15 protein-coding genes and 1 pseudogene are annotated in these 23,474 nt (G+C 33.8%); 5 read left to right on the top strand and 11 right to left on the bottom strand.

Going from position 1 to position 23,474, the window contains the following annotated elements:
• Positions 1 to 8: 8 nt before the first annotated feature.
• The 3 genes from tsaD to ACICP1_RS05470 form a co-directional block, all read right to left on the bottom strand.
• Complete coding sequence (tsaD, locus tag ACICP1_RS05460; protein ID WP_064085270.1) at positions 9 to 1,019, bottom strand: tRNA (adenosine(37)-N6)-threonylcarbamoyltransferase complex transferase subunit TsaD; 1,011 nt, start codon at positions 1,017 to 1,019, stop codon at positions 9 to 11.
• Between the two features lie 71 nt (positions 1,020 to 1,090).
• The gene (locus tag ACICP1_RS05465) at positions 1,091 to 1,828 is read right to left on the bottom strand and encodes a hypothetical protein (protein ID WP_010403278.1); all 738 of its coding nucleotides are present in this window, start codon (positions 1,826 to 1,828) and stop codon (positions 1,091 to 1,093) included.
• A gap of 176 nt (positions 1,829 to 2,004) precedes the next feature.
• Positions 2,005 to 3,432 carry a sensor histidine kinase gene (locus ACICP1_RS05470; RefSeq protein ID WP_010403276.1) on the bottom strand — a complete coding sequence of 476 codons (1,428 nt, stop codon included), beginning with the start codon at positions 3,430 to 3,432 and terminating at the stop codon, positions 2,005 to 2,007.
• A gap of 64 nt (positions 3,433 to 3,496) precedes the next feature.
• On the opposite strand from ACICP1_RS05470, the gene ACICP1_RS05475 reads away from it, so the two are divergent.
• The gene (locus ACICP1_RS05475; RefSeq protein ID WP_395461252.1) at positions 3,497 to 4,666 is read left to right on the top strand and encodes an aspartate aminotransferase family protein; all 1,170 of its coding nucleotides are present in this window, start codon (positions 3,497 to 3,499) and stop codon (positions 4,664 to 4,666) included.
• Here ACICP1_RS05475 and ACICP1_RS05480 read toward each other — a convergent pair.
• Entirely contained in the window at positions 4,663 to 8,313 is a 3,651-nt protein-coding gene (locus tag ACICP1_RS05480) for a DEAD/DEAH box helicase (RefSeq protein WP_395461253.1), read from the bottom strand. The two genes, ACICP1_RS05475 and ACICP1_RS05480, sit on opposite strands and share 4 nt — an antisense overlap.
• 97 nt (positions 8,314 to 8,410) lie before the next feature.
• Between ACICP1_RS05480 and rimM the strand changes: the two genes are divergently transcribed.
• The 3 genes from rimM to ACICP1_RS05495 are packed head-to-tail and all read left to right on the top strand — an operon-like array spanning position 8,411 to position 10,230.
• The gene (rimM, locus tag ACICP1_RS05485) at positions 8,411 to 8,911 is read left to right on the top strand and encodes a ribosome maturation factor RimM (RefSeq protein WP_007302194.1); all 501 of its coding nucleotides are present in this window, start codon (positions 8,411 to 8,413) and stop codon (positions 8,909 to 8,911) included.
• Between the two features lie 59 nt (positions 8,912 to 8,970).
• Entirely contained in the window at positions 8,971 to 9,537 is a 567-nt protein-coding gene (gene efp, locus ACICP1_RS05490) for an elongation factor P (protein WP_010403241.1), read from the top strand.
• Positions 9,538 to 10,230, top strand: a complete 693-nt coding sequence (locus ACICP1_RS05495; RefSeq protein ID WP_064085955.1) for an inositol monophosphatase family protein — start codon at positions 9,538 to 9,540, stop codon at positions 10,228 to 10,230.
• 287 nt (positions 10,231 to 10,517) lie between these two features.
• Here the strand turns inward: ACICP1_RS05495 and hemA are convergent, their stop codons facing one another.
• From hemA to ACICP1_RS05535, 7 genes and pseudogenes are all read right to left on the bottom strand, one after another.
• Positions 10,518 to 11,714 (bottom strand): 5-aminolevulinate synthase, encoded by a 1,197-nt coding sequence (gene hemA, locus ACICP1_RS05500; RefSeq protein WP_264687269.1) that lies wholly within the window; start codon positions 11,712 to 11,714, stop codon positions 10,518 to 10,520.
• 64 nt (positions 11,715 to 11,778) lie between these two features.
• Positions 11,779 to 13,610: pseudogene (locus tag ACICP1_RS05510) on the bottom strand (ankyrin repeat domain-containing protein).
• 151 nt (positions 13,611 to 13,761) lie between these two features.
• Positions 13,762 to 17,049, bottom strand: coding sequence for an ankyrin repeat domain-containing protein (locus tag ACICP1_RS05515; RefSeq protein ID WP_395461256.1), 3,288 nt, complete (start codon positions 17,047 to 17,049; stop codon positions 13,762 to 13,764).
• Positions 17,050 to 17,087: 38 nt separating this feature from the next.
• Positions 17,088 to 18,992, bottom strand: a complete 1,905-nt coding sequence (gene htpG, locus ACICP1_RS05520) for a molecular chaperone HtpG (protein ID WP_265031104.1) — start codon at positions 18,990 to 18,992, stop codon at positions 17,088 to 17,090.
• A 158-nt stretch (positions 18,993 to 19,150) separates the two neighbouring features.
• The gene (locus ACICP1_RS05525; RefSeq protein ID WP_010403185.1) at positions 19,151 to 20,371 is read right to left on the bottom strand and encodes a P-loop NTPase fold protein; all 1,221 of its coding nucleotides are present in this window, start codon (positions 20,369 to 20,371) and stop codon (positions 19,151 to 19,153) included.
• A gap of 3 nt (positions 20,372 to 20,374) precedes the next feature.
• Positions 20,375 to 20,980 carry a recombination mediator RecR gene (recR, locus tag ACICP1_RS05530; protein ID WP_064085684.1) on the bottom strand — a complete coding sequence of 202 codons (606 nt, stop codon included), beginning with the start codon at positions 20,978 to 20,980 and terminating at the stop codon, positions 20,375 to 20,377.
• Between the two features lie 127 nt (positions 20,981 to 21,107).
• Positions 21,108 to 22,499, bottom strand: coding sequence for an ankyrin repeat domain-containing protein (locus ACICP1_RS05535; RefSeq protein ID WP_264686806.1), 1,392 nt, complete (start codon positions 22,497 to 22,499; stop codon positions 21,108 to 21,110).
• A 586-nt stretch (positions 22,500 to 23,085) separates the two neighbouring features.
• On the opposite strand from ACICP1_RS05535, the gene ACICP1_RS05540 reads away from it, so the two are divergent.
• Positions 23,086 to 23,382: a transposase gene (locus ACICP1_RS05540; RefSeq protein ID WP_064085849.1), complete on the top strand. Its 297-nt coding sequence runs from the start codon at positions 23,086 to 23,088 to the stop codon at positions 23,380 to 23,382.
• The last annotated feature ends 92 nt before the right edge of the window (positions 23,383 to 23,474 follow it).

The raw sequence follows: 23,474 nt of genomic DNA on the forward strand, positions 1-23,474 counted from the left end.
TTTTTGTGCTAGTAATATTTTTCTAATTCCCACTTTTGCCTTGGTGCAAAGTCAAGAGAATCTACATAGTTTCTCTGTAACCTTTCAATTCCTGTCCATCCAACCATCACTGCATTGTCTGTACATAAATTGCTTGGAGGAGAAAGCACGTTCAAATCTATGTATTTTTTCAATCTCTCCTTCAGAAAATTATTTGCTGCAACTCCACCGGTAATTACAAAATCATTGATTTTAATATTTAAAGATGCAGTGATATCAATAGCATTTCTGACTCTATCGAGTAATATGTCGCTAATACACTCTTGAAACGAAGCACACATATCGCAAACATCTTGCTTGCTCATTGCAAGCTCTTTAACTAAGTTTTTTACTGCTGTTTTAATTCCAGAAAATGAGAAGTCACATCCAGAACGTTTTATCATTGCTCTTGGCAGCTTAAATCTCATACCATCACCTTTTTTAGCTAACTCTTCAATCAATGGACCTCCAGGATAGCTTAGATCCAGCATCTTAGCAATTTTATCAAACGCTTCACCCAGCGAGTCATCAAGTGTTTTTCCAAGTTTAATATACTTACCTACATCCTGTGCAATTAAAAATTGACAATGGCCACCCGATATAAGTAGGACTAGAAATGGAAATTTAACCTCATATAGCAGCCTAATAACTAATGTGTGTGCCTCTAAGTGATTAACTGCAATAAACGGTTTTTGTGCTACATGCGAAATTGCTTTAGCCATCATTGTACCAACTATTAGTCCACCTATGAGTCCTGGTCCTGATGTTGCTGCAATTGCATCTAGATCACAAAAGTTAAGGTTAGATTTTTCTATAGCGCTTTTTACTAGACCACTTAAATGCTTCATATGAGCACGTGACGCTATTTCAGGTATTACCCCACCGCGTTTTTTGTGCTCTTCCTGAGAAAGAATTTCGTGAGCAAGGACTTGCTTATTACTATTTACAATTGCTGCTGCAGTTTCATCACAGCTTGTTTCAACAGCTAATATAGTTTTCATATATATTTGAACTCTTTAATTGTGAGAACTATAACTTGAAATGTTGAAGAAGTGAACTTTGTTCTGTTAAGCTAATTATCATCTCCAAATATAGAACCAATTTTTTTACTCCCAGAGGAAAATTTATTAGTCCAACTGCTTTGTACTTTGTTTATATCTTTAAAGGCAGTTTTATTGCTATACTCCTTTACTTCTTTATCTATTATCTTCATTATTTGTGGATCCAGGCATCTCTTTTTCCATTGGTTAGTAGCAAGAAATACTTTATTTAAATCTTGAGTGCGAATTAGATATTCTTTATCTTTAGGATAAACTTCCTGAGCCCAAGCAAACAGCTCAAAATAGCGTGCGAATAACTCAGACGCACGTGATTTTGGAGTTTGGTAAACTTGTATCTCCTTAAATATAATTTGACCAATAATTTTTTGTACCAGAATATTTGACTGCTTTAAGTTCTGCTCAATATCCTGATAAACTTTATAGAGAAATTCTTGCTCTAAGCTTAAGTTCAGTTCATTTTCAACCATATGTGAAAGTTCATGTACTATGATGTAAGGATTTGACCTTCTTAGCACAATAACATACTTATTTAAACCAGAAGAACGAATTGTCTTACACACTCCCTCTTCCATATCCACTAATCCTTCTTGATATATTTCAAACGAGAGTCTAGTTTGCTTTATTAGTGACAAAGTGAGGTTTAATGTATTTCTAAACTTCTCAAATTGATAGAGATATTTGACATATTGTATTACGTTTTCACTATTTCCTACTTGAGTTGCTTGTTTTATTAAGTTCCTGATTAGCATGCTTCATTATTAAAGGAATTTTCTTTATGCTCAAGAATTATAAAGTGTTTTCAGGAAGTATAGCTAAAAAAGTTTAATTTACTTACATTCCGCTACTTATTATTAGCCAAGAGGTATCACGTCAGTATGACTTAGGAATGTACTAGATATAAAAGTGCAATATCAAATATATTTTACTAAAAATCAATCAACTTTTCACATGTTTGCTCTTCATAAAAGAAGCTCAATGTTATCGTAGTACCAAGTTTTGCTTCACTTTGAATGTTGAAAGTCCCACCCATTAACTCTACTAATTTCTTGCTTAGAGGTAATCCGATACCTGTGCCTTCGTTTCTATATCCCGAATCTGCTTGGCCAAAAACGGACATAACTTTATATATGTCCTGCTGCATTATCCCTATTCCATTATCATGAAACTCAATAGTTAATAAATTTTTTTCTATATTCTCTTTAATAATCATTCTTATTAAACCACCTTGAGGAGTGAACTTGATTGCATTTGATAACAAATTTATTATAACTTGCTTCATTCTTTTGGGATCGGCGATAACTAATAATTGTTTATCAGATATCTCTTTCTTTAAACTAATACCTGTTTCTTTTAGTTTAGGTGATAACATTTTTAAGCACGAATCTATTATCTTATTCAGATTAAACTTCACTTTCTCTACTGTTAAACTACTTGATTCAGCTTTAGAAAAATCGAGCACATCATTAATCAAAGCAAGTAAATGTGTACCAGCATTATATATATCGTCTACGTATTCCTTGTATTTAGAGTGATCTACCGAACCTAAAGTTTCATTTTTGATCAACTTTGCAAATCCAATAATAGCATTAAGAGGTGTACGCAACTCATGTGTAACACTTGCAAAAAATTTTATCTTATTTGCATTTTCTTGTTCTAATGCCTCTTTAACCCTTTGTAATTCAATATTAGTTTTATGCTGCTTGGCTAGCATTTGGGTATTGGAAAAGTGCAAATAAAGCATTATTAGTATTAAGATAACCAGTAATAAGCCCATTAATATTGAAAATAGACTATATACCATAATATAAGAGTCATTATAGCTTTGAATGATCTTCAAAAAAAATGAAGGCTTAATGTCATCTTCATGAAATATAGGGAAAGTAGAAGTTAATGTATTTCCTGTAGCGTAAAATATTTCTTGATTGCTTAGCAATTTATCAATTTCATCATTTGTAAGCAACTGCTCATAGTCATGACCTTGAGTATTAAAATTACTGAAAATTACTCTGGCATTTTGATCATACAGTATTAAGCTAAAATTTCTTACTTTGCTTACTGATTGTAACAATTCAGCACGCAATTTTACCAACTGGTTTATGTAATCAAAACTGTTATATTTAATATGATGTTTTTCTATTAGTAAATAATGATATTTTTTTATTATACTATTTTCCAATAGATCTTTTAAGTTTGCATTTGAATTACGGTAAAAAGAAAGAAAATTATTCTTTAATGAATAACTGCGGTATATTGTGCCCAATAAAACCACAAAAATTAATAAGAATAGCGAGATAATTTTTGTATATCTATTTGTTTTTAGTGTAGTAAAAATTAATTTACTTAATTTATACATATTCTTCTCATTGTGAAATAACGTCTTTTATGGTATTAATAAAAAATTAGCATATCATACTTTTATGACAATTTCTCCTATCTTGCCAGTTTATTCTCCTGTTAACATAAATTTTTCTTATGGCAAAGGTATTTACTTGTATGATATCGATAATAAGCGCTATATAGATTTTCACTCTGGAATAGCTGTTAGCAGTTTAGGTCATGCCAACCCACGATTAACTGATGTCCTAAAATTACAAGGAGAAAAACTATGGCATATATCAAATACCTATAATATATCTACTGCCAACAAATTTGCAGAAAATTTAATAAACAACAGCTTTGCTAATACTGTATTTTTTGCAAATTCTGGATCAGAAGCAGTGGAATGTGGACTTAAAATCGCTAGGGCCTATCAAAATGGAAAAGGTAATAAAAATCGCTATAGAATTCTAACATTTCATGGTGCATTTCATGGAAGGACATTTTTAACTTGTGCAACAAACGATAGACAGAAATTTTCTGAATTACTGAATCCTTATATTGACTGGTGTGATAACATAGAGCCCAATATTGAGAGTGTAAAGAAAGCAATTTCTAATGGCATAGGTGTTATATTAATAGAACCAATACAGGGACAAGGTGGTATTAAAATAATGAGTGAAGTCTTCATGAAAGAGCTAAGAGAACTATGTAACGAAAACGACATACTGCTATTTTTTGATTGCGTTCAGTGCGGTGCTGGCAGGACAGGAAAGTTATTTGCATATGAACACATAGGAATTAAGCCTGACATATGTGCTCTTGCAAAAGGAATAGGAGGAGGTTTCCCTCTGGGGACTTGTCTTGCAACTGAAAAGGTTGCTAAGTACATGGCGGTCGGTATGCATGGTTCTACTTTTGGTGGTAATCCACTTGCAACTTCAGTAGGTAATGCTGTATTAGATGAATTGCTCAGCTCTGGCTTCTTAGAAAATGTTGAAGTTAGAGGTAAGTACTTAAAAAACAAACTAGAAAATTTAGCAAGCAAGTTTCCAATGATAGAAGAAGTGAGAGGAAAAGGGTTGATGCTAGGAATAAAAGTAAAAATGAATAACCAAAAATTTGCAGAAGAGCTAAGTCACCGTGGTTTACTTACTGTTGGAGTAACATCAGATAACGTTCTAAGAATCTTGCCTCCACTCATTATCACTGAAAAAGAGATTGATGAAGGCATTGAAATCCTCACTCAGTATTTATCTGAAAAGTTCTAGTTAAAAACTAAACCTTCCTGCTCACTAGTTGTTGGCTGTATCAAAATTGCAGATAAAGCAGTAGCTACAACTTTATCAGCTACTTCATTTGTACACTTTGCCTTTTCCTGTTCTCTTATCAGTGTAAGCTCATTTATATCACTTAGTGAGTCAAATTTTGTTGCATCTTCAAATATAAAAGATTGCACGGCACTCTTCTCAACACCTAAGAAAGCACCATTACCAAACGATAATGCCACATCTAATAACTTCCGCATTAAACTGTTTTTAACAATGAATTTAAATAGCTCCTCTAACACAACTGGCACTCCAAAAGTAAAAAATGCTCCTCTCACTAAATAGGTTGTTATTTCATATAACAATGCACCACACAAGAGTGCCAATGGTCCAAATACTATAAAACCGCAAAGTAAAGGCAATGGCATGGTCTGAACTGATGATATTCTACCTATAAGCTCCATTGAAATTATAAACCCAATAAGTAACATAGCTCTACCTAGATATGTCCTTTCTTTAGAGCGTTTGTTAAAGTTTTTCTCACGTAACTTAGAAAAATCATTGTTAACTCTGACTTCAAAAATATTATGGTTGATTTTTAATTTTAGCTCTAAGTCCTCTATTCCATGATGCCACTTATGACACCTTACAATTTCATCAATTATCGTACTAACTTGATTATTGATTTTGTATAATTTGCTTTCTTGATATAAGTTGCCTTGATAATATTTTTCTCTCAAGTCTACACAATTTAAATTCTTTAAATCACATAAAAAATCTTTGATTTCTTGTGCCATTTTATTAGCATCATCTTCGTAGCCTACAGCTTTCAAAATTGTTACCAAGTGTTTATTTTCAATTTGAGCAATTGTTCTATCTAATGCACGTATATATTGCTTGGATTGAAAATATGAGATGATTTTTTCTTTACATCTATCCTCATTGCCTTCGTACAAACTATTTCTTTTGAAACTGCTGTAATGTTCTTTGGCAATTTCTAATGCATGAACCAATACATTTTGCGCCTTCACACTACTTTCACAGTGACAGTTTCTGATTATGTGTACATACGCTCTTGCACTGGTATCTCCAGATTTATCTATATTGTACGCTTTAGCCAAAAAGACTAAATAGTCAAACCCTGCCCAAAGATAATACATTACCTTTGTTATAGCACTCCCCACAGAAAATAAAGCTGAGCGTGTGCAAGATAATTTACCGTTGTTTTTAATTCTGTTCTCATATGAACGAAGGTATGCCTCTGTACTTTTTAAAATCCTATGTAAATCTTGTTCTGTCTTTTTGACATCAAAATCATTTATATCATGAACTTTTTCATACGTTTCTTTTATCAGATCACTAGAAAACTTCTTCAGAGCTAAATCATCAATATTTCCTAATGCATCAATATTTTTACTAATATAGATTTCTATTTTTCTTCCAAGTTCTTCTCCCATTCTATTTTTTAGCAACTTATTGTATTTATTAGTAGCTGGAAACAAAACTTTCTGACAAAATTTCTGTGGTTCCTTTTTAAAATTTGCTAAGATCTTATTCACAAATAGCTCAACTTCTTCACCTGCAGCAGCGAAAAACCATGATTGTCTGCTCTCATTACGCTCTCTATTTCTTCCAAGATTCTGTAGGGCTTCAGATGGATTATTGAACTGACTAACCGAATCTGCAAATATTGATGCAACATGATTATATTCACTATCAAATCCACGACCTTTCGATCCATCTATAACCGTTGTCAACGCATATTTAGCCAATGAATCAAAATCTCTTTTTTCATAATCACAATAAAGAGTTCGATATCCACCTATCTGATTACGTATTATCGCTGAAAAGAGTCTGTTTTCTCCAATACCAAGATCATTTTTCCCAATTCCTGCAAAGATACATTTATTTTGTTTGCAGAAATCAATGAGACTATGTAGTATACCTTCCTCTCTTTCCATGAGGTCATGGAGCTCTTTGCTTAAGCGCCAATTATCAACTATTAAGCTGCATTGCTCATTATCACTTTTACTCAGTGCTTCAATTACTGTCTTTATTTGCAGTAAGAGCTCATCTCTAGCAAATTGCTCACTAAAGCCTTTTCTCTCTAGGTAGCTTATAATATTGTTATCATTAGTGGTGCTAACATTCTTTTTAACATCTTCTATCAATTCACTCAAACCTTCTCTTCTTTTTTTATCTAAAGTAATATTATCACACTTCATTAAATATAAGAGAGTAAGATCGATCATTGAATGCATTACTCTATATTTTAGATATTCAGCAGTACTACTGAAATCCACCTTTTCTTTTAATTCAGATATCTGCTCTTCTGTCAGACTAGGATGTTGCTTTTTAACGCAGCTTATAAAGTTCGCTTCGCGTAACTTGAGCCTATAGTCTTGATAAGACATCCCTTCAGGCTGAAATTTATTATACACTTCATAACGTGTACTACCTTCATATACTAAATTATCTCTACCCTGCAACGCAAAGTTAAGATTAACTATACTATTTACATCATCAGCTAAAAGCAGAGCACTTTCTCCAATTGGGCTTTGCACATTCCATCTTATAGAAGTTAATAAATCATCGGTATCAACAAGCTTATTGTAATTAAAAACTTCTTCGCTCTCTTCAACATATTCATGAGCTGGGCTCGATTTTTCTCTAGTAAATAAGCTACGCACGTTAGCAAGAAATCTAGAAAGCAGTTCTTTTGACTCTACACCAGTTGCTTTAGTTAGTACCCACCAAATTGGCAACATTACTATACCAAATATAAACATAGAAATTGTATAATATAAGTTTCCAATCAAAGCAGAATACAGCCAATAATCTGAAGTTAGACCAATTACAGCAGCAACATTACTATTTATAACAGGAAATAATGTAATCATAGGTATTATAGTAACAGCAATATTCACTACAAATGCTAGAGTGAAATTTGTTCTCCTATTGGTTTTTGCAATAACACTTGCTGTTTCGATGGCGTTTGCAATACAACGTCTACTCAATCTTGTCGGGCTGATAACTTTTCCGCATCTATTTAAAATCCTTCTCTTTGGTGTTGCAGTGAGGTAAGTCGTAGGATATTTCTCATCAAGCTTGCACATGTTCTCAAAATCCTGCTGCTTGTTAATACTGTCTGCTTCATCAACACTAATCCACAACTTGGTATTTTGGTCTTTAAATTTACGATCATTTTCTTGCTGTAATAACAGGTCATGTGTCACTATAATTGTTGTAGGTTTAGTTGCCTTCAGTGCATTTTTAATTTCCTCAGCAGTTTTAGGTGTCCTAATGTTTACAGTAAATGCACTGCTCATCATTTTTTTAGCTTGGTTTACTAGATCACTGTTTGGTACTGCAACCAGATGATGAAACCCTGCTTGGGCTAGTACATGGCTCCACATTCCAATATCGTAAGTCTTGCCAAACCCAGTTTCTGCATCGATCAGAACATTACAGTTAGTAGTAGAAGGGTTGCGTAAATGTTCTAATGCCTCTTCAACAACAGGTTTACGACGTGCTACTATTATAGATTCCTTTGTATCATCAAGTTTTATAGATTCACCTTTTAGCTTGCAGTTGATTTCTTCTAAGCCACTTATAATACTTTGCTTTTCTTGATTGCTGATAGAACTCACACATTATCCACTATAATTATCACAATATTAATTGTATGTTAATTCAGTAAATTGTCAATTCTATAGACAAAAAGCTGATTTCAACTATCATATTAATATGAATATATGCCTCGGAATAATTACTTCTCCCCATGGAATCAAAGGAGCTGTTAAGATAAAAACCTTTACTGAAAAGCCCGAAAATATTTTCCTATATGGTGAACTAATAAGCGGAAGTGAAAATTATAAAATAAGCTTGGTGTCTGTTGTCAGTAATAATTTAGTAATAGCAACAATTAGCGGTGTGAACTCCCGTAATGAAGCAGAACTTTTAAGAAATAAAAAGTTATATATAGAGAGAAATAAGCTACCACAATTAAATGATGAGGATGAATTTTACCAAAATGATCTTGTGAATATGGAAGTAAGATTAGAAAGTAATGAATTATATGGCTATGTGAAGTCTGTACATAATTTTGGCTCAGGGGATATATTAGAAATTTTGGTTATCAGCACAAAAAAAAACATTATGCTATCTTTCACTAAAGAAATATTTCCATACATCAACATGAAGGAAAGATATATAGTAATCAACATGCCAGAATTCATTGGCCAATAAAAATTTTGATATTTGTATAAAGTTATTTATAATCATCAGACTAAATTAAAAGTGTAATTATGGCAGAAAGGGCTAATGATATCAGGCCAGGTCAGGTACTAGAACATAACGGTGGTTTATTTTCGGTTATAAGTATTATGCATACTCAACCTGGTAAGGGTGGTGCATATATACAAGCTGAAATGAAAAATATCCAAACAGGAGCAAAGTACTATGAGAGGTTTCGCTCTGATGCAACAATCAGAAGGGCAATTTTAGATGAAGAGGAATATGTTTATCTCTTTACTGAAGGGAATATCGTAAATCTTATGCATCCAAGTAGTTACGAGCAGATTGTTATAAATTTAGACTTATTAGGGGAAAAGAAGGCTTATTTGCAAGATAATATGAAAATTAAAGTAGTAACTTATCAAGATAAAATAATTTCTGCACATGTGCCTGATCACGTTACACTAACTGTAAAAGGAACAGAGTCTGTTATCAAAGGGCAGACTGTTACTGCTTCTTATAAGCCTGCAATTTTGGAAAACGGAATACGTGTTAACGTGCCTCAATTTATAAAAGAAGGGGATAAAATTGTAGTACATACTCCTGATAACAGCTATTACGAAAGAGTAAAAGAGTAAATGGCCATTTCATCACCACGAATCAATGTGATGCTTGATTCTGTACGCAGTGCCTCCAAGCAGCTTATACGTGATTTTAATGAATTGCAAATTTCAAGCGTTAAGTCAGCAGACTTTATCAATAAAACTTATTCAAAATCCAAGCAACTTATATACGATTGCTTGAAAAACTACAACCAGAACTATGACTTTATTTTTGAAGACGATGTGGGCCAAGATCTAAAAGACGGCAGTTATACTTGGTTTATTATGCCTATAGAAGGCAAGGAAAACCTTTTTAGTTGTATGGTTTATTTTGCAGTATCAGTTTGTCTCATTCATAAAAACAGAGTTGTAGCAGCTGTGATTGATGCTCCAGCGCTTAGAGAAACTTTCTGGGCAGAGGAAAAGAAAGGAGCTTTTCTTGAAGATTTCAAATCTCGCCATGTAAAAATGCGGATGAAAGCTCGTGAAGGGGGAATAATAGACATAAGTGGTAATTTGTTAAATAAATTACCACTTGACAATAATAATCTACGCTCCCTTGGCTCAACGGTACTAGGTTTTGCATATCTTGCTGCCGGAAGATACAATGGAATAATTTACTCTGGAATTAATAAATATAAAACTTCACTCGGTAGGCTTTTTCTGCAAGAAAGCGGTGGGAGATTAAGGGAAGATAACGCGCTTGTCATTGCTGGAGATATAAACTAAAGTTCATTCAAAAGAGCAAAAGTCACGTAGTGAAAATAATAAATGGTCTTACCTACCCCTCATTGCAGCAGGGTGGCAAAATAAGATAGAAGAGAAAAGACAACTATAGGAACAAATAGTCAGTGTGTGACAATGGCATCTAGTCCTTTTGTATAAAAAACGTTGTAAAGTGTTTACCAACTTAGTTGGATCCCAGTGTTAGCTACTTTCATGACAAGAAATAAAGCACTGATTTTGTACATTAACCATGCTTTTAAATAGATACCTTATTCTTGGCAACTTTAAACTCAACAACAGACACAAACAGACAATTTCTCAAAAACTTTTACAAGAGATTTTGTTAAATGCTCTATCATTTCATTTGTATGGTAAGGCGTAGGAGTAATACGGAAGCGCTCAGTCCCCTTTGAAACTGTTGGGTAATTTATATGTTGTACATATATTCCATACTCATCAAATAACAATTTTGATGCTTTTTTGGACAACTCAGGATCGCCAATTATGATTGGAATTATATGAGTTTCTGTTTGCATAAAATTCACTCCTGCGTTTCTCAGTGAGTCTTTTACCTTTTCAACAGACTGCTTTTGCTTCTCTCTTTCAACATTGCTCGATTTTAAATGCTCAACGCTTGCCTTTGCTGCTGCTGCTAAAACGGGTGACATAGCAGTAGTAAAAATAAATCCTGGGGCTGAACTTCTTATTACATCCACCAAGCTCTTTGAAGACGCTATATATCCACCCATCACTCCAAAAGCCTTTGATAATGTACCCTGAATAACAGTTATTCTATCCATCAAACCTTCTCTTTCTGCAATTCCGCCACCGCGCGGTCCATACATGCCAACTGCGTGTACCTCATCCAAATAGGTAATTGCATTATACTGATCTGCTAGATCACATATCGCTTCAAGCGGTGCTACATCACCATCCATTGAGTATACAGATTCAAGTGCTATTATTTTCGGCGTTTTTATATCTATAGACTTTAGCAACTGCTCTAAGTGATCAACATCATTATGCCTAAATATGTGCTTCGGTCTTTTTCCTGATTTTATACCTTCTATCATTGAAGAGTGATTTTTCTCATCTGAAAAAATTACCACACCCGGAATAACAGACGACAAAGTGCTAAGCGTAGTTTGGTTGGCAAGGTAGCCACAAGCAAAAGTTAAAGCAGCTTCTTTTTGATGCAAGTCAGCCAAAGACTTCTCGAGCTCAACAACTTCTTTTGTTGTACCTGATATATTTCTTGTTCCTCCAGCACCAACAGATGAATTTTGAATAGCAGCAATGACACTATCGTTTTGTGACATTCCCAGATAATTATTACTGCACCAGACAATAACCTCTCTATTTCTTTCATAATCCATAATATAGGGAAGTTTGCCAGGTAATGACGCAAAATGCGTAAATTCACGATAGCGCCCTTCTTCTTTTATATCTTTGATTTTATTTAAGAATATTTCTTCGTAGTTTACCAAGTTTTTATCTATTAACAATCAATATAATTATAATAAATTATTAAATGATAGACTACTATATTTATTACTTAGACTGACATTCTTCTGTCTGCATAACCTTTTTGACCTGATTATCCTCAACTAAGCTTTTAGGCCTATAGCAGTACGTAATTGTAGCTGCAATAAGACAACAAACTGCAACTGCTATTCCTATTGCTAACATTTCCAAGTAAACTGCAACGGCCACTCCTAATGCAATACCAGCTATTGCAAGTGCAGAAGCAGCTGCGACATACTTTTTTGTGTTTTGTAGATCATTCTTTGAATTGCTTGGTACGGTTGCTGAATAGCCTAAAGATGACATAAATTCCAAAAATCCCTTATTTCCTCGTTTTTTTGCCATATCTAAAGAGCTTCCTTTCAAAAGAGTATCGATGGTTTATTAATAATTGGATCGTTTTCTAAATACGGGCTTGTACCATTGTCTATTAGCAATTTTGCAGATTTTTTACGCCCTTCATTTATTTCTCGATTATAAGCTATAACATGCAACGCAGTACCAATATCCCTACTTTGTGTATTAACATACTTTTTTTTATCTTTTGCTGCACCTATCAAAATGGCAACTACATCAGAATGACCATTATCAGCAGCGCTATGCAATGCAGTTTCACCATTATTATCCTGTAAATAAAGATCTGCCTTTTTTTGTAAAAGTAATTCCACCATTGCCGAATTACCTTCTGCAGAAGCGTACATCAAAGGAGTAAAGTTATGCCGATCTTTAGCATCAACTGTTGCGCCACGCTCTATTAGCAATTCTGCAACATCTGAATGTCCACTATATGCTGCTTCATGTAAAGGAGTTACTCTGCTGCCTGTACTGCTCACTGAGTTAACATTTGCACCGCTATTAAGTAAAAGCTTCACAAAATCTTTATGACCATTTCTAGCAGCTAAATGAAGTGCAGTGTCACCACCTACTTTTGTTTTTGATTTAATCTCAATATTTGCACCACATTCTAGTAAACGCCTGCCAAGCTCAACATCACCTTTTTGTGCTGCAACGTGTAAACGAATAAATCCATCATTATCATAATCTGTGAAACGTTCATTAATATCGTCTAGTAAACTTTCCCTACCAGCTTTTAATTCCTCAGGAATGATAAGTGTTACTTTACCATTTTCATACTCTACTTCACCGTTATGAAATTTAAGTGTGAACTCTAAAATAGCATCAACCCTGCATATTTCCCTATTTGTATCAAGTTCCCTGACAGGCATACTTGGAAAATACTGAACATTGAGAGAACCTTGGCTATTATATACAATACTTATCTTTCTATCATTGGCATGAGGCAAGGTTAGTTTATGCTTAGAGAATATAGGAGAGAGCTGCATTAACAAAGAGCCATCATACCCAGCCTGATTGCAACTAGTAATTAACTCTTCCAGTATATAGTCATTTGGAACTTCTGCTTTAGCATGTTTAAAAATTTCCGTAAAAACATACTTTGCAAACAGACGTTTATCATCTCCCTCATTATATTTATCATATAACCCTTTAATGAAACTATTATCTATAGTGCGATCATTGATTACAAAAAAATCCGTTCTATATAGGTCTTGATAAGCTGTGTTACCAGACTTTACATCTTCATTATTCTCATCTGCCTTTACTTGACCCAGCAGAGATTGTGTTAGCTGAAATTCTAACGTAGTTACTGCACTAGATTTAGTATCAGAATTATTAACGCCAGATTCCTCTTGACTTTCATTACCTGAATCCTCAGAACGACGGCGCTCTTTTTCCTCTCGTTCTAAAATTTCAAACCCTTCTTCAGTTCCCGAATCCCTAGAATCTGATTTCTTTAAAATTTTGTTTGATTTCTGTGATACAAAATCTGAACCTAACATGTTTTTCCTCACTAATTAGTAGCTAAGCTAAGTGTAGCATTAAATGGCAATTTTGTCAACTTAGCAAGCATCTCTTCGTAGTCCACCAAGTTTTTATCTATTAACAATCAATATAATTATAATAAATTATTAAATGATAGACTACTATTTCTTAACTTGCTTCTACAGCAGCATTACGAACAACCTCCTCAACATCTGGTCCTTTAAGTGGACCTGAAGGTGCCTTATTATAATAATGTACAGCTATAGCAGCAACTATACAGAAAGCTCCAATGCCTGCCGCTACTCCTGCTACCAGCAGACTAGTACCGAGAGCAAAATATGCAGCTGGTGCAGCAGCTAATGCAAGTATTCCAGTTACTGCAAACATCCATGTAGCCACAGTAGGCCATTTAACGCTATTCTCTTTTGTGTAAATTTTGTTGCTATTACTAGCTTGCTTATTAGCTACTGATTTTGGTTGTATATTTTCGTTAGCAACTTGTTCTACATACTCGGCGGGTTTATTAGAAGTTTGCTCTTCTCTGTTATTATCAATTGATATTACGGTATTAACACTTTCATTTGCAAAACCTAATGATGATGATTGAGATGGAACAGTAAAATCTTCTTCATTGTGTGCAGTACCACATTGACTTTCGGGAATAGGCGATGTACCCTCATCTACAGCTGTAGGTATTGTCAAATTCTGATTATCTTTTTCGTCATTTAGATCATCAGACTTTTCCTCAGTGACCATTGAAGGCATTTCTGCTGCAGTTTCAGGTACTTCTGTTTCATAAATAATATCAAACGAAGGAGAATCTGAAGAAATTCTAGGAGAATCGTCACTTTCAAATTTAGAAAAATCATCATCTTCAGAACTCGACGATGCTAAATTTGATTCACTTCCTTCAGACTCCACCACAGGAGCTTTTTTACTACTTGCGGTAGTTTTCACATCATCGCTCACTGGTGATGCAGCAGCGATGTTCTCAAGCTCTTTTTCAAGAAATATTTTAATTTTTGCGAGCTTGCTTTTAGATTCTTTATCTTTCTTACCAACTTCCGTCTTATTAGCGTCTTCTAAGGCTTTATTCAAGATTTGCTTTATGTCTACACTATTGTCCTCTTTCCTTACCTTTTCCACTAAAGACATTACTTCTTCATAATTAAGAGCGAAGATAGCATTAGACAATTTCTCTTCTATATTTTTAGGCATTTTACCCCTCCTATAATTATTATTATCTATAGTTTCTTCTATTGAAACCTTTTTATTATTCATAATATTTTCTTCTTTATCAACAATACTCCTTTGTGGCCGTTGATTATCAATATTTTTGGATTCTGGATCTTTTTTAATATTTAAATGCAAAGGTGTTTTATCATCTAAACCTTCAAGAAATTTTGTGATTTTTGATTCACTAGAAGATTTTTCCCTGTTTTCTTCCCTTACCAAATATAAACTTTTCGTTCCTACCAGATCTAAAGCTGTTTTGCCATCTCTATCTTGAATGTTCCAATCAGCTCCCTTGTTTACAAGTAATTTTACTATTTCAAATTTATCATGGTAAGCAGCCCAATGTAAAGCTGTTCTGCCATGCCTCTCATCTTGAACATCAACATTAGCACCATTTTCAATAAGTAAGCTTATTAGTTTAAAATTATCACGTGCTATAGCATAATGCAAAGGTGCAATTCCAGAATTATCTATACTATTAATATCAACAACTTTACGATTAACAATTACCTCTGCCGCTTTACTTTCAGGAGCTAAGTGTATAGCATAGTGCAAAAGTTTAGATGAAAAAATAATTCTACCTTCAGCCTCAGTATTCTTAAACCTATTTAGTATCACTTCTACGCATTTTTGATTACCAACAAAAGATGCCCTTTCAAGTTTTTTACATATACCATCCAAAAACATAGTATGATTCGGCTTATCCAAATGCTCTAATAAAAACTTAATATAGCATTGTCCACCAACACCAATAAGTAGCCTATCGAGCCCTTCATCTTGCGTAAATAATATACTTTTATGCGTTTCTGCATATCTTTCCACAAGCGTATCATTAGCTGCAATGGCTAGTAGTGAAAGCTCTTTTACTGAATGATTATAATAACCATTTGTTTCATCATAACTATTATTCAACAGCACATTGTGCGTATGATCAGTCAAATTAAGCTGTTGAGAGCAAAAATCCTTCAAATTACCACAATTCAAATCAGTAATAAATCTATCGCTTTCCTCTATATTATTTATAGTTTTATCTAAATCTGCATAATCACCATAATTTTTTGCTTTATTTATAACGTCTATTAATCCATCAAAGGTTAAATTTTTAGGGGTAATGGTAAATTCTTCTTCATTATGCCTTGGTTCTATATTAACCTGACCTTGAGGCCAAAATAACTCTGTTGCTACAACTGCTGTAACTTCTGCAACACCTACCAATACATTCGCAACATTACCTAAAATGCCTGGATCAGCAACTACTTTGTTTGCTACTTCACTACTATCAGATGAACTCTCAGTAATAGACAAGTCTTCAGCAGCAAATGACTTAGGTCCTTCATTCATATTTTTCTCAAGAGTCTCTGTAATTCTATTATCCTCATCTTCGAAATGCCTATTTATTTCATCTAACAAACTTTTGCCATCAACTTTGTAATTCTCTAATTGTTCAGGAATAGCAAGTGTTACTTTGCCGTTTTCATACTCTACCTTACTATCTCGAAACTTAAGGGTGAACTCTAAAATAGCATCAACCCTGCATATTTCCTTATTCGTATCAAGTTCTCTAACAGGCATACTTGGACAATACTGAATATTGAGAGAACCTTGGCTATTATATACAATACTTATCTTTCTATCGTTGGCATGAGGCAAGCTTAGTTTATGCTTAGAGAATATAGGAGAGAGCTGCATTAACAAAGAGCCATCATACCCAGCCTGATTGCAATTAGTAATTAACTCTTCTAATATATTGTCATTTGGAGTTTCTGCCTTAGCATATTTAAACATTTCTGTGAAAACTTGCTTAGCAAACAGGCGGTAATTTGCATTTTCACTCGAAATTAAGTGATTGTGCTGGCAATATGACTCGTGAACATACGCTTTGCTTATTGTTTGCCCATTAATTACAAAATCCATTCTTTCCAAATCAAGCTGTGCTTGCTTGCCAGAATTTGCATTCCTATTATTCTCACCTGCCTTTACTTGACTTAGCAAAGATTGTGTTAGCTGAAATTCCAATTCAATTGCTCTGTTAGTATTTTGTCCTTCCTCAACCTCTGAACAATTGCCTGAATCTCCAGAATGACGATGCTCCTTAATTTCTTCTTGTTCTAAAACTTCAAATTCTTCTTCAGCACCTGAATCTCTGGAATGGCGACGCTCCCTTTCTTCTGCAGTATCTACTGCTGGCGGCATGAGCCCACCAAGTAAATTCCACCCCATGTTTTACCCCCTAATTATTAGCTAAACTAAGTATAGCATTAAATAGAAATTTTGCCAAGCAAGTTATTGAGCCTTTTAGCAAATAGACTTACGTCTTCCATCTCTTCACCTTCCACTATACAAGCTTGATAGAACAATAAGTAAATCATATCTCCAAGTGTTGGATTTTCACCATTTTCAGCGTGAGATTCCATTATGTTTCTTATCAAAGGATGCTTAATGTTAATTTCAAGTACTTTTGGCGTGCGGTAATTTAGCTGCTTCTGTTCACGTAAAAAACGCTCCATACGGAGATCCATAGTTCCTTCATCAACTGCTAGACACACAGGACTATCGGTTAATTTCTTAGAGATCTTTACACTTTTTACTAAGCTTCCAAGAACCTTGGTGAAGTATTCGAGTATAGAATCCGCGTTTTCTTCGCTTTTGTTTTCATCTGATTTATTTTCTTCATCTTTCTTACCTTCTTCTGAAGAGAATTTTTCTAAATCAACATCTGCACGAGTTACAGACTTAAATTTTTGATCTTTATATTCATGAATCACGCTAGTCCAGAAATCATCAACTGGATCAACAAATAGAAGCACTTCCAATCCTTTGCTGACGAATCCTTCAAGTTGTGGACTGTTTTTTACTGAATCGAGACTATTTCCTGTGAGATAGTAGATATGTTCCTGTTCAGGCTTCATTCTGCTTATATAATCATCAATACTAACTAGCTTATCATCACTGGTGCTATGAAATCTGCAAATGGAAAGCAATGCTTCTCTTTCATCAGTTGGCATAGCTTCGCAAAGACCTTCTTTTAACACCGCACCAAAATTGCCCCAGAATTTTGTGTATTCCTCTAAATTATCTTTTGCTTTTTTGCCGAGCTCTGATACCGCGCGTTTAGTTAGGGATTTCCTAATCTGCTCAACAACGCGATTATTCTGCAGTGTTTCTCTGCTGATGTTAAGAGGCAAATCTGGTGAATCAACCACACCTTTCAAGAAACGCAGGTATTGTGGTATAATTTGTACATTATCTTCAGTAATAAATACTTTATTGACATATAACTTTACAGAGCAGCGTCTATCTGGATGAAACAAATCATAAGGCTTGATAGAAGGAATATAAAGCAAATTCGTATATTCTATTGCACCTTCATTTTTATTATGCAGTATCATCCAAGGCTCACCACCTACATGCGCAACACCGCGGAAGAAGTCGTTGTGCTCTTCTTGAGTAACGTCATTTTTTGGCTTAGTCCAAATTGCAGCTTTGCTGTTTAATTTTTCACTTTTTCCCTCTTCATTTACAAACTCAACGGGAAAATTTATGTGGTCAGAGTAAGTAGTAACAATGTTTTCAATACGGAATTTGTCTAAAAATTCGCTTTCTTCAGGACGCATGATGAGCGTAATTTTTGTGCCACGAGAGATTTGACCATCTAATTTGCTGATTGAATACTCTCCATCTCCTTTAGATTTCCACACCCAAGACTCTTCTTCTCCGGCTTTCCTTGATTCTACTATAACTTCTGAAGCAACCATGAAGCTTGAATAAAAACCAACACCAAACTTTCCAATCAGCTCTACAGCTTGGCTCGAATCTTTATTATTCTTAATTGCATCCAAGAATTTTTGCGTACCAGAACTTGCAATCGTGCCAAGATTATCTATTAAATCTTGCCTGTTCATGCCAATTCCATTGTCGGTTATATACAGCTCATTCTTATCTTTACTGGAGCTAATAGTAATCTTCAACTCATCACTTGAATCTAATAAATCAGCATTTAATTGTGATTCATAGCGCAATTTATCACATGCATCTGATGCATTTGATATTAACTCACGCAAGAAAATATCCTTATTAGTATAAAGTGAATGAATTACTATATTTAGTACTTTGCCTACTTCAGCGTCAAATTTTAAACTTTCAGTTTCTTGTATGTTGTGCATTTTGAGCTCCATTATTAGCCTACTACTCTAATAATTTAAGTATTGCACTGCGATCTTTCAAGGTCACACATGCTAAAATTTATGTGGGCCAACTTATGGTTCCAATGCTAAACTGGAATAAGTACAACCATTGTGTCATGCAAATTAAGAAGAAAGTGCTAGAATATAATATCTCTTATTTGCTTCAAAGATTTGTTAGTCTTTGATTCTTTTTTTTTAAAAGTAGTCTCAAGAGAGATTTTAAGCTTTTTCCATTCTTCTTGACCATTTGGCATTAAATCACTCTCAATCTTCTCCAGTACTTTCTGAGGTGATGAATATAATTCCTCGTACAAATCAGTGTTTACTGACTGTAGTATTACTAAAAATGTAAATAAATTCGGATCAAGTAATTCTTCTTTTGCATGATTCAAAAAACATAGCTTTATTCTCCTTATACAGTATTGTATTGCCTGCAGTGATAATGAGAAGCTTTCTGCATAAAATATAAAGCTATCTATAATTAAGCTCTTTGATTTTTTCGGTAATTCAGAACTTTCAAACAGTTTTCTTATAAACTGCTCTGTTGGCTGTTTTGGCAAATGCAAAGAGAGATCAGTAAAAGATTTTAGGCTAAAATTTGGTCCAAGTATTGTGCTAATTGCTCTTTGCACATTACTCTTATCTTGGCTAACAGAGATAATGAAAACCAGTCCCTCGACATCAAGCATGTACTTTATGGATTCTAAAAAATCGACAATGAATTTAGGGCGACATATATCAAGATCATCGACCATTATATAAATGTTTTTGTCTTTCCTGATTTTATTAACCACATCTGCTAGTTGTATCTTAAAGTCTCTAATGTTCTCTTTTCTCCTTTGGAGAAGATTTAATTCACCCAAGACAAAACCAATGTCTTTCTTATCAGCCTCTTTTGCAGCATCGAGAAATACTGAAAGCATAGCAAGTGGAGATTTACTGATCAGCTTTCCTAATGTATTGAGAGAAAATAGTTCTTGGTTTATGTTTTTGAACTGCTGTATAACACTCCTTTTTACTTTGTATGATGCGAATAGATCCTCAAACAAGAAATGCAAAAAAGAAGGCAATGGTTGATCTAGCGCACTAATATCCCATGCGCTGTAATAAGCTGCAATTTCATTTTGCTGCTCTAGATCCTTTACCCATTCTTTCAAAAAAAATGTCTTACCCCACTTATCATATCCTTCTAAGGATACGATTGAAAAAGACTTATCGATTGTCTTGATTATAGAACTAAATTTACTTGCAATTTGCTTATAACCCAAGCAATCACCTTCCCAATTTATTACCTTAGGCAATTGTTTCTCTTCTTTTTTTCTGAAGGTTATTAGCGATGTAAGTTTTTTTAAGCACATACCTTACTTTATATTTAACTCATACTCTTGTCTTGACGTAAGCGCTATCTTCAGAGTCCCTTCATCTAGGTAGTCAATTTCTCCACCTATCGGTATACCACAAGCAAGGCGCGATATTTTTACATTCGAATTCTTTAGCAATTCAATTATATATTGCGCAGTAACTTGGCCTTCTAATGTCGGATTGATTGCAATAATGACCTCTTCAATTTTAAATTCTGTAACTTTTTTGGGAATGTTATCAAGATTCAGTTCTTTTGGACCTATGCCATTTATTGCTGATAGCCTTCCACCCAAAACATGATACATACCTGAATATATATTCCCTTTTTCAAATGCCCATAGATCACCCAATTCTTCTACTACACACATTAACTTGGTGTCACGCTTTGGGTTAGTACAAATAGAACACGGCGATTTAGTATCTAGGTTTCCACAAATTTTGCACTCTATTATAAGATCCGCTAGCTCTCTAATCAAAGATGCAAGCGGTAGCATGACTTTCTCTTTATTTTGGAGCAAATGTATAACTAACCTTCGTGATGATGATGGACCTAAACTTGGCAATTTAGAAAAAGCATGAACTAAATTCTTTATATTAATGTTCATTTAACAAATTCAGGATATAGTTTATAAAATGATAACATCAAACCTTTCGTAAAGAAAGCTTAGTTTGATTGGCTATGAAAAAGATTTCCCACTTTTTTTTAGAACTGTCTTGAAAAAATTAATGTAATCACAATCTACTGTAACCTAACTCTGATTCAGGTATAACTGAAATTATCTCACACATTTGCGTAGTTACTACGGTACTTCTTTTTTGAAAATGACGTAATTTATTTTTCAACATATTTCTTTCTTCCACATAACTGTCCGATTCTTTATTCAAACTAGAATTTTTTTCTTCATACTTGGAAAGTATTGTATCGATCAAATAATTAAAAAATAATATTAGACCTGTAGTGTTGGAGAGCAATTCAAGAGAATAATATAACATATCTTCACTCACTTCTTCATTTATTATGTCATGAGAATTTTTATACATTCTAAAACAAGAGCCGAAGGCTGCTAAGCATACGCAAGTAAGTTTTGTTTTGTTTAGGACGCACTTAATTCGCGCTAGTTTTTTATTATTATCTTCTAATTTTATACGCAACTCACTAATTTTACTACTATAGTGCTTAATAAACAATTCTATTGCCTCTTTGTTATTAGCATAATTATATGCTTTGTAAGATTCCTTATCCATAAATTCAGTATCTATATCTCTTGATTTTAGAAGCTCTTTGATTACTTCATTCTTGCCAAGAAGCACAGCTTCGTGTAGAGGTGTGTACTCACTTTCAACATCTTTCCTTCTGTTAATATGTTCACGAGTTAAGTAGTCGAAAAGAACTGAAACGCATTTTGAATTATTACCTTCAATAGCCAGAGTAATTACATCTTTTTCGTCTTTGTTCTTAGTATTAATAACTTTAGAAAGCGGCTTTTCATTCTCTTGCTTACGTTCAAAATATTTGTGCTTGTAAAACTCATTTGAACAGTATGGTTCCTTAAGAATAGACAAAAGCTTTTTTACAAAATCAGCACGATTTTTTTTTATGGCCAAATGTAAAGGTGTGTCCTGATTTTTCTTATCTTGCAACAATAAGGCATCATACAAACAGCCCTCTTTATATAGAGAATCAATCTCTTGGTCAAAATAGATATCTTCTTCTTCTCCTTCACAGATATTTAATAGCCGTGACCCTATACTTTCTGTAGTACTGTAATCAATTGCAGAGCTACGTTTCACTTTAGATTGATAAAGGTTTATGTTCATACTACCCCTGCCTTTAAACAACCCAGCTATACCTCTAAACAGTTCAGCTATACCTGATTCACTCCGAGTGGCACAAGGTGTTTCATCTGGAATGTTAATCTCAACATTTTCACTAGAAAAAAGTTCTAAAACATGCGAGCTGCTTCTTCTACTGGAAAAAGGCACATCGTTCTTTTTATCTTTAATCTCAGCACTCTTTGCATTCAAAGAATTTAGAGAGTTAGCTAAACAATCAAGATCTGTAGCATTTTTAGACTCAAGGTCTTCTGCTTGAAAATTTGCTGCAGTGTTTATTTCACCTTTCATATTTCTTTATTTTACAGGGATTGCATTTCAGGTAGGGTATCTCATCTTTAAAATTTTTCAACTCTATTTAAATTTTTTTAAAATAGTTTTTGATAAAAATATTTATGACACTAACTTTTTGGTTCTCTTGTTAAACTTTTACAAGACAGAATTATTTTATAGCTAAAAAAATTACTTCCGCATATTTTCAATCTCATTATAATTACAAATAGAGATATTTTAAGAGCTCAAAATCTATCTTTAGTCTGCAGACTTTTTAATCAAACTTATTAAAAATGTATTCTTCAGTGTATATCTGTCGTATGTGCGCTGCATTTTTTTCTAATCTTTTTTACAGGGGGATTTTATGTCCAGAATTCCAGATATTTGACCTTTACTTTAGCTAATAAAAACCAACTGGTACCTGCGGTTTTTATAGCTACGTTTCTCAAACAAGTTTCAAATGAATAGATTTCTTGCATAACTGGAATTCAAAAGTTGATGTCATTCTAGCGCGTGACGCTAGAATCCAGTCCTTTTGTGCAAAAAACGTTGTAAAGTAACTTAGTTGGATCCCAGTGGGCTTTTTAACTGTTGAAGAAAAAATATGCCACAGAAAATGAAAGTCAGTAACCAAAACGAATATAACAAATTCCTTGAAAAAAGGGGGAATATTTTTCGTTACATCGATGAAGCTATCGAAAATTGGTATGAAAATAGTCCAAAAATGCAGGGCGGCAACTATATTTATAGTGATAAAGTTGTGATTTTAGTGCATATAATCGTCAGTTTCTTTAGAATTGGTTTAAGACAAACAGTCGGGTTTATAAAAGGGTATTTGCAACAAATAGGAAGAGATTTGCAGCTATTCACAAGCATCAAAAAAAACTTAATATTAAGATAAATGATTGCAGGATTGATAAAAGCAACATGGAAAATATTGAAATTATCATAGATAGCACAAATTTACAGTAACACTCCTGGCCACAGTAAGGA

It is taken from the genome of Wolbachia endosymbiont (group B) of Ablattaria laevigata (assembly GCF_964277395.1).
Lineage (GTDB): Bacteria > Pseudomonadota > Alphaproteobacteria > Rickettsiales > Anaplasmataceae > Wolbachia.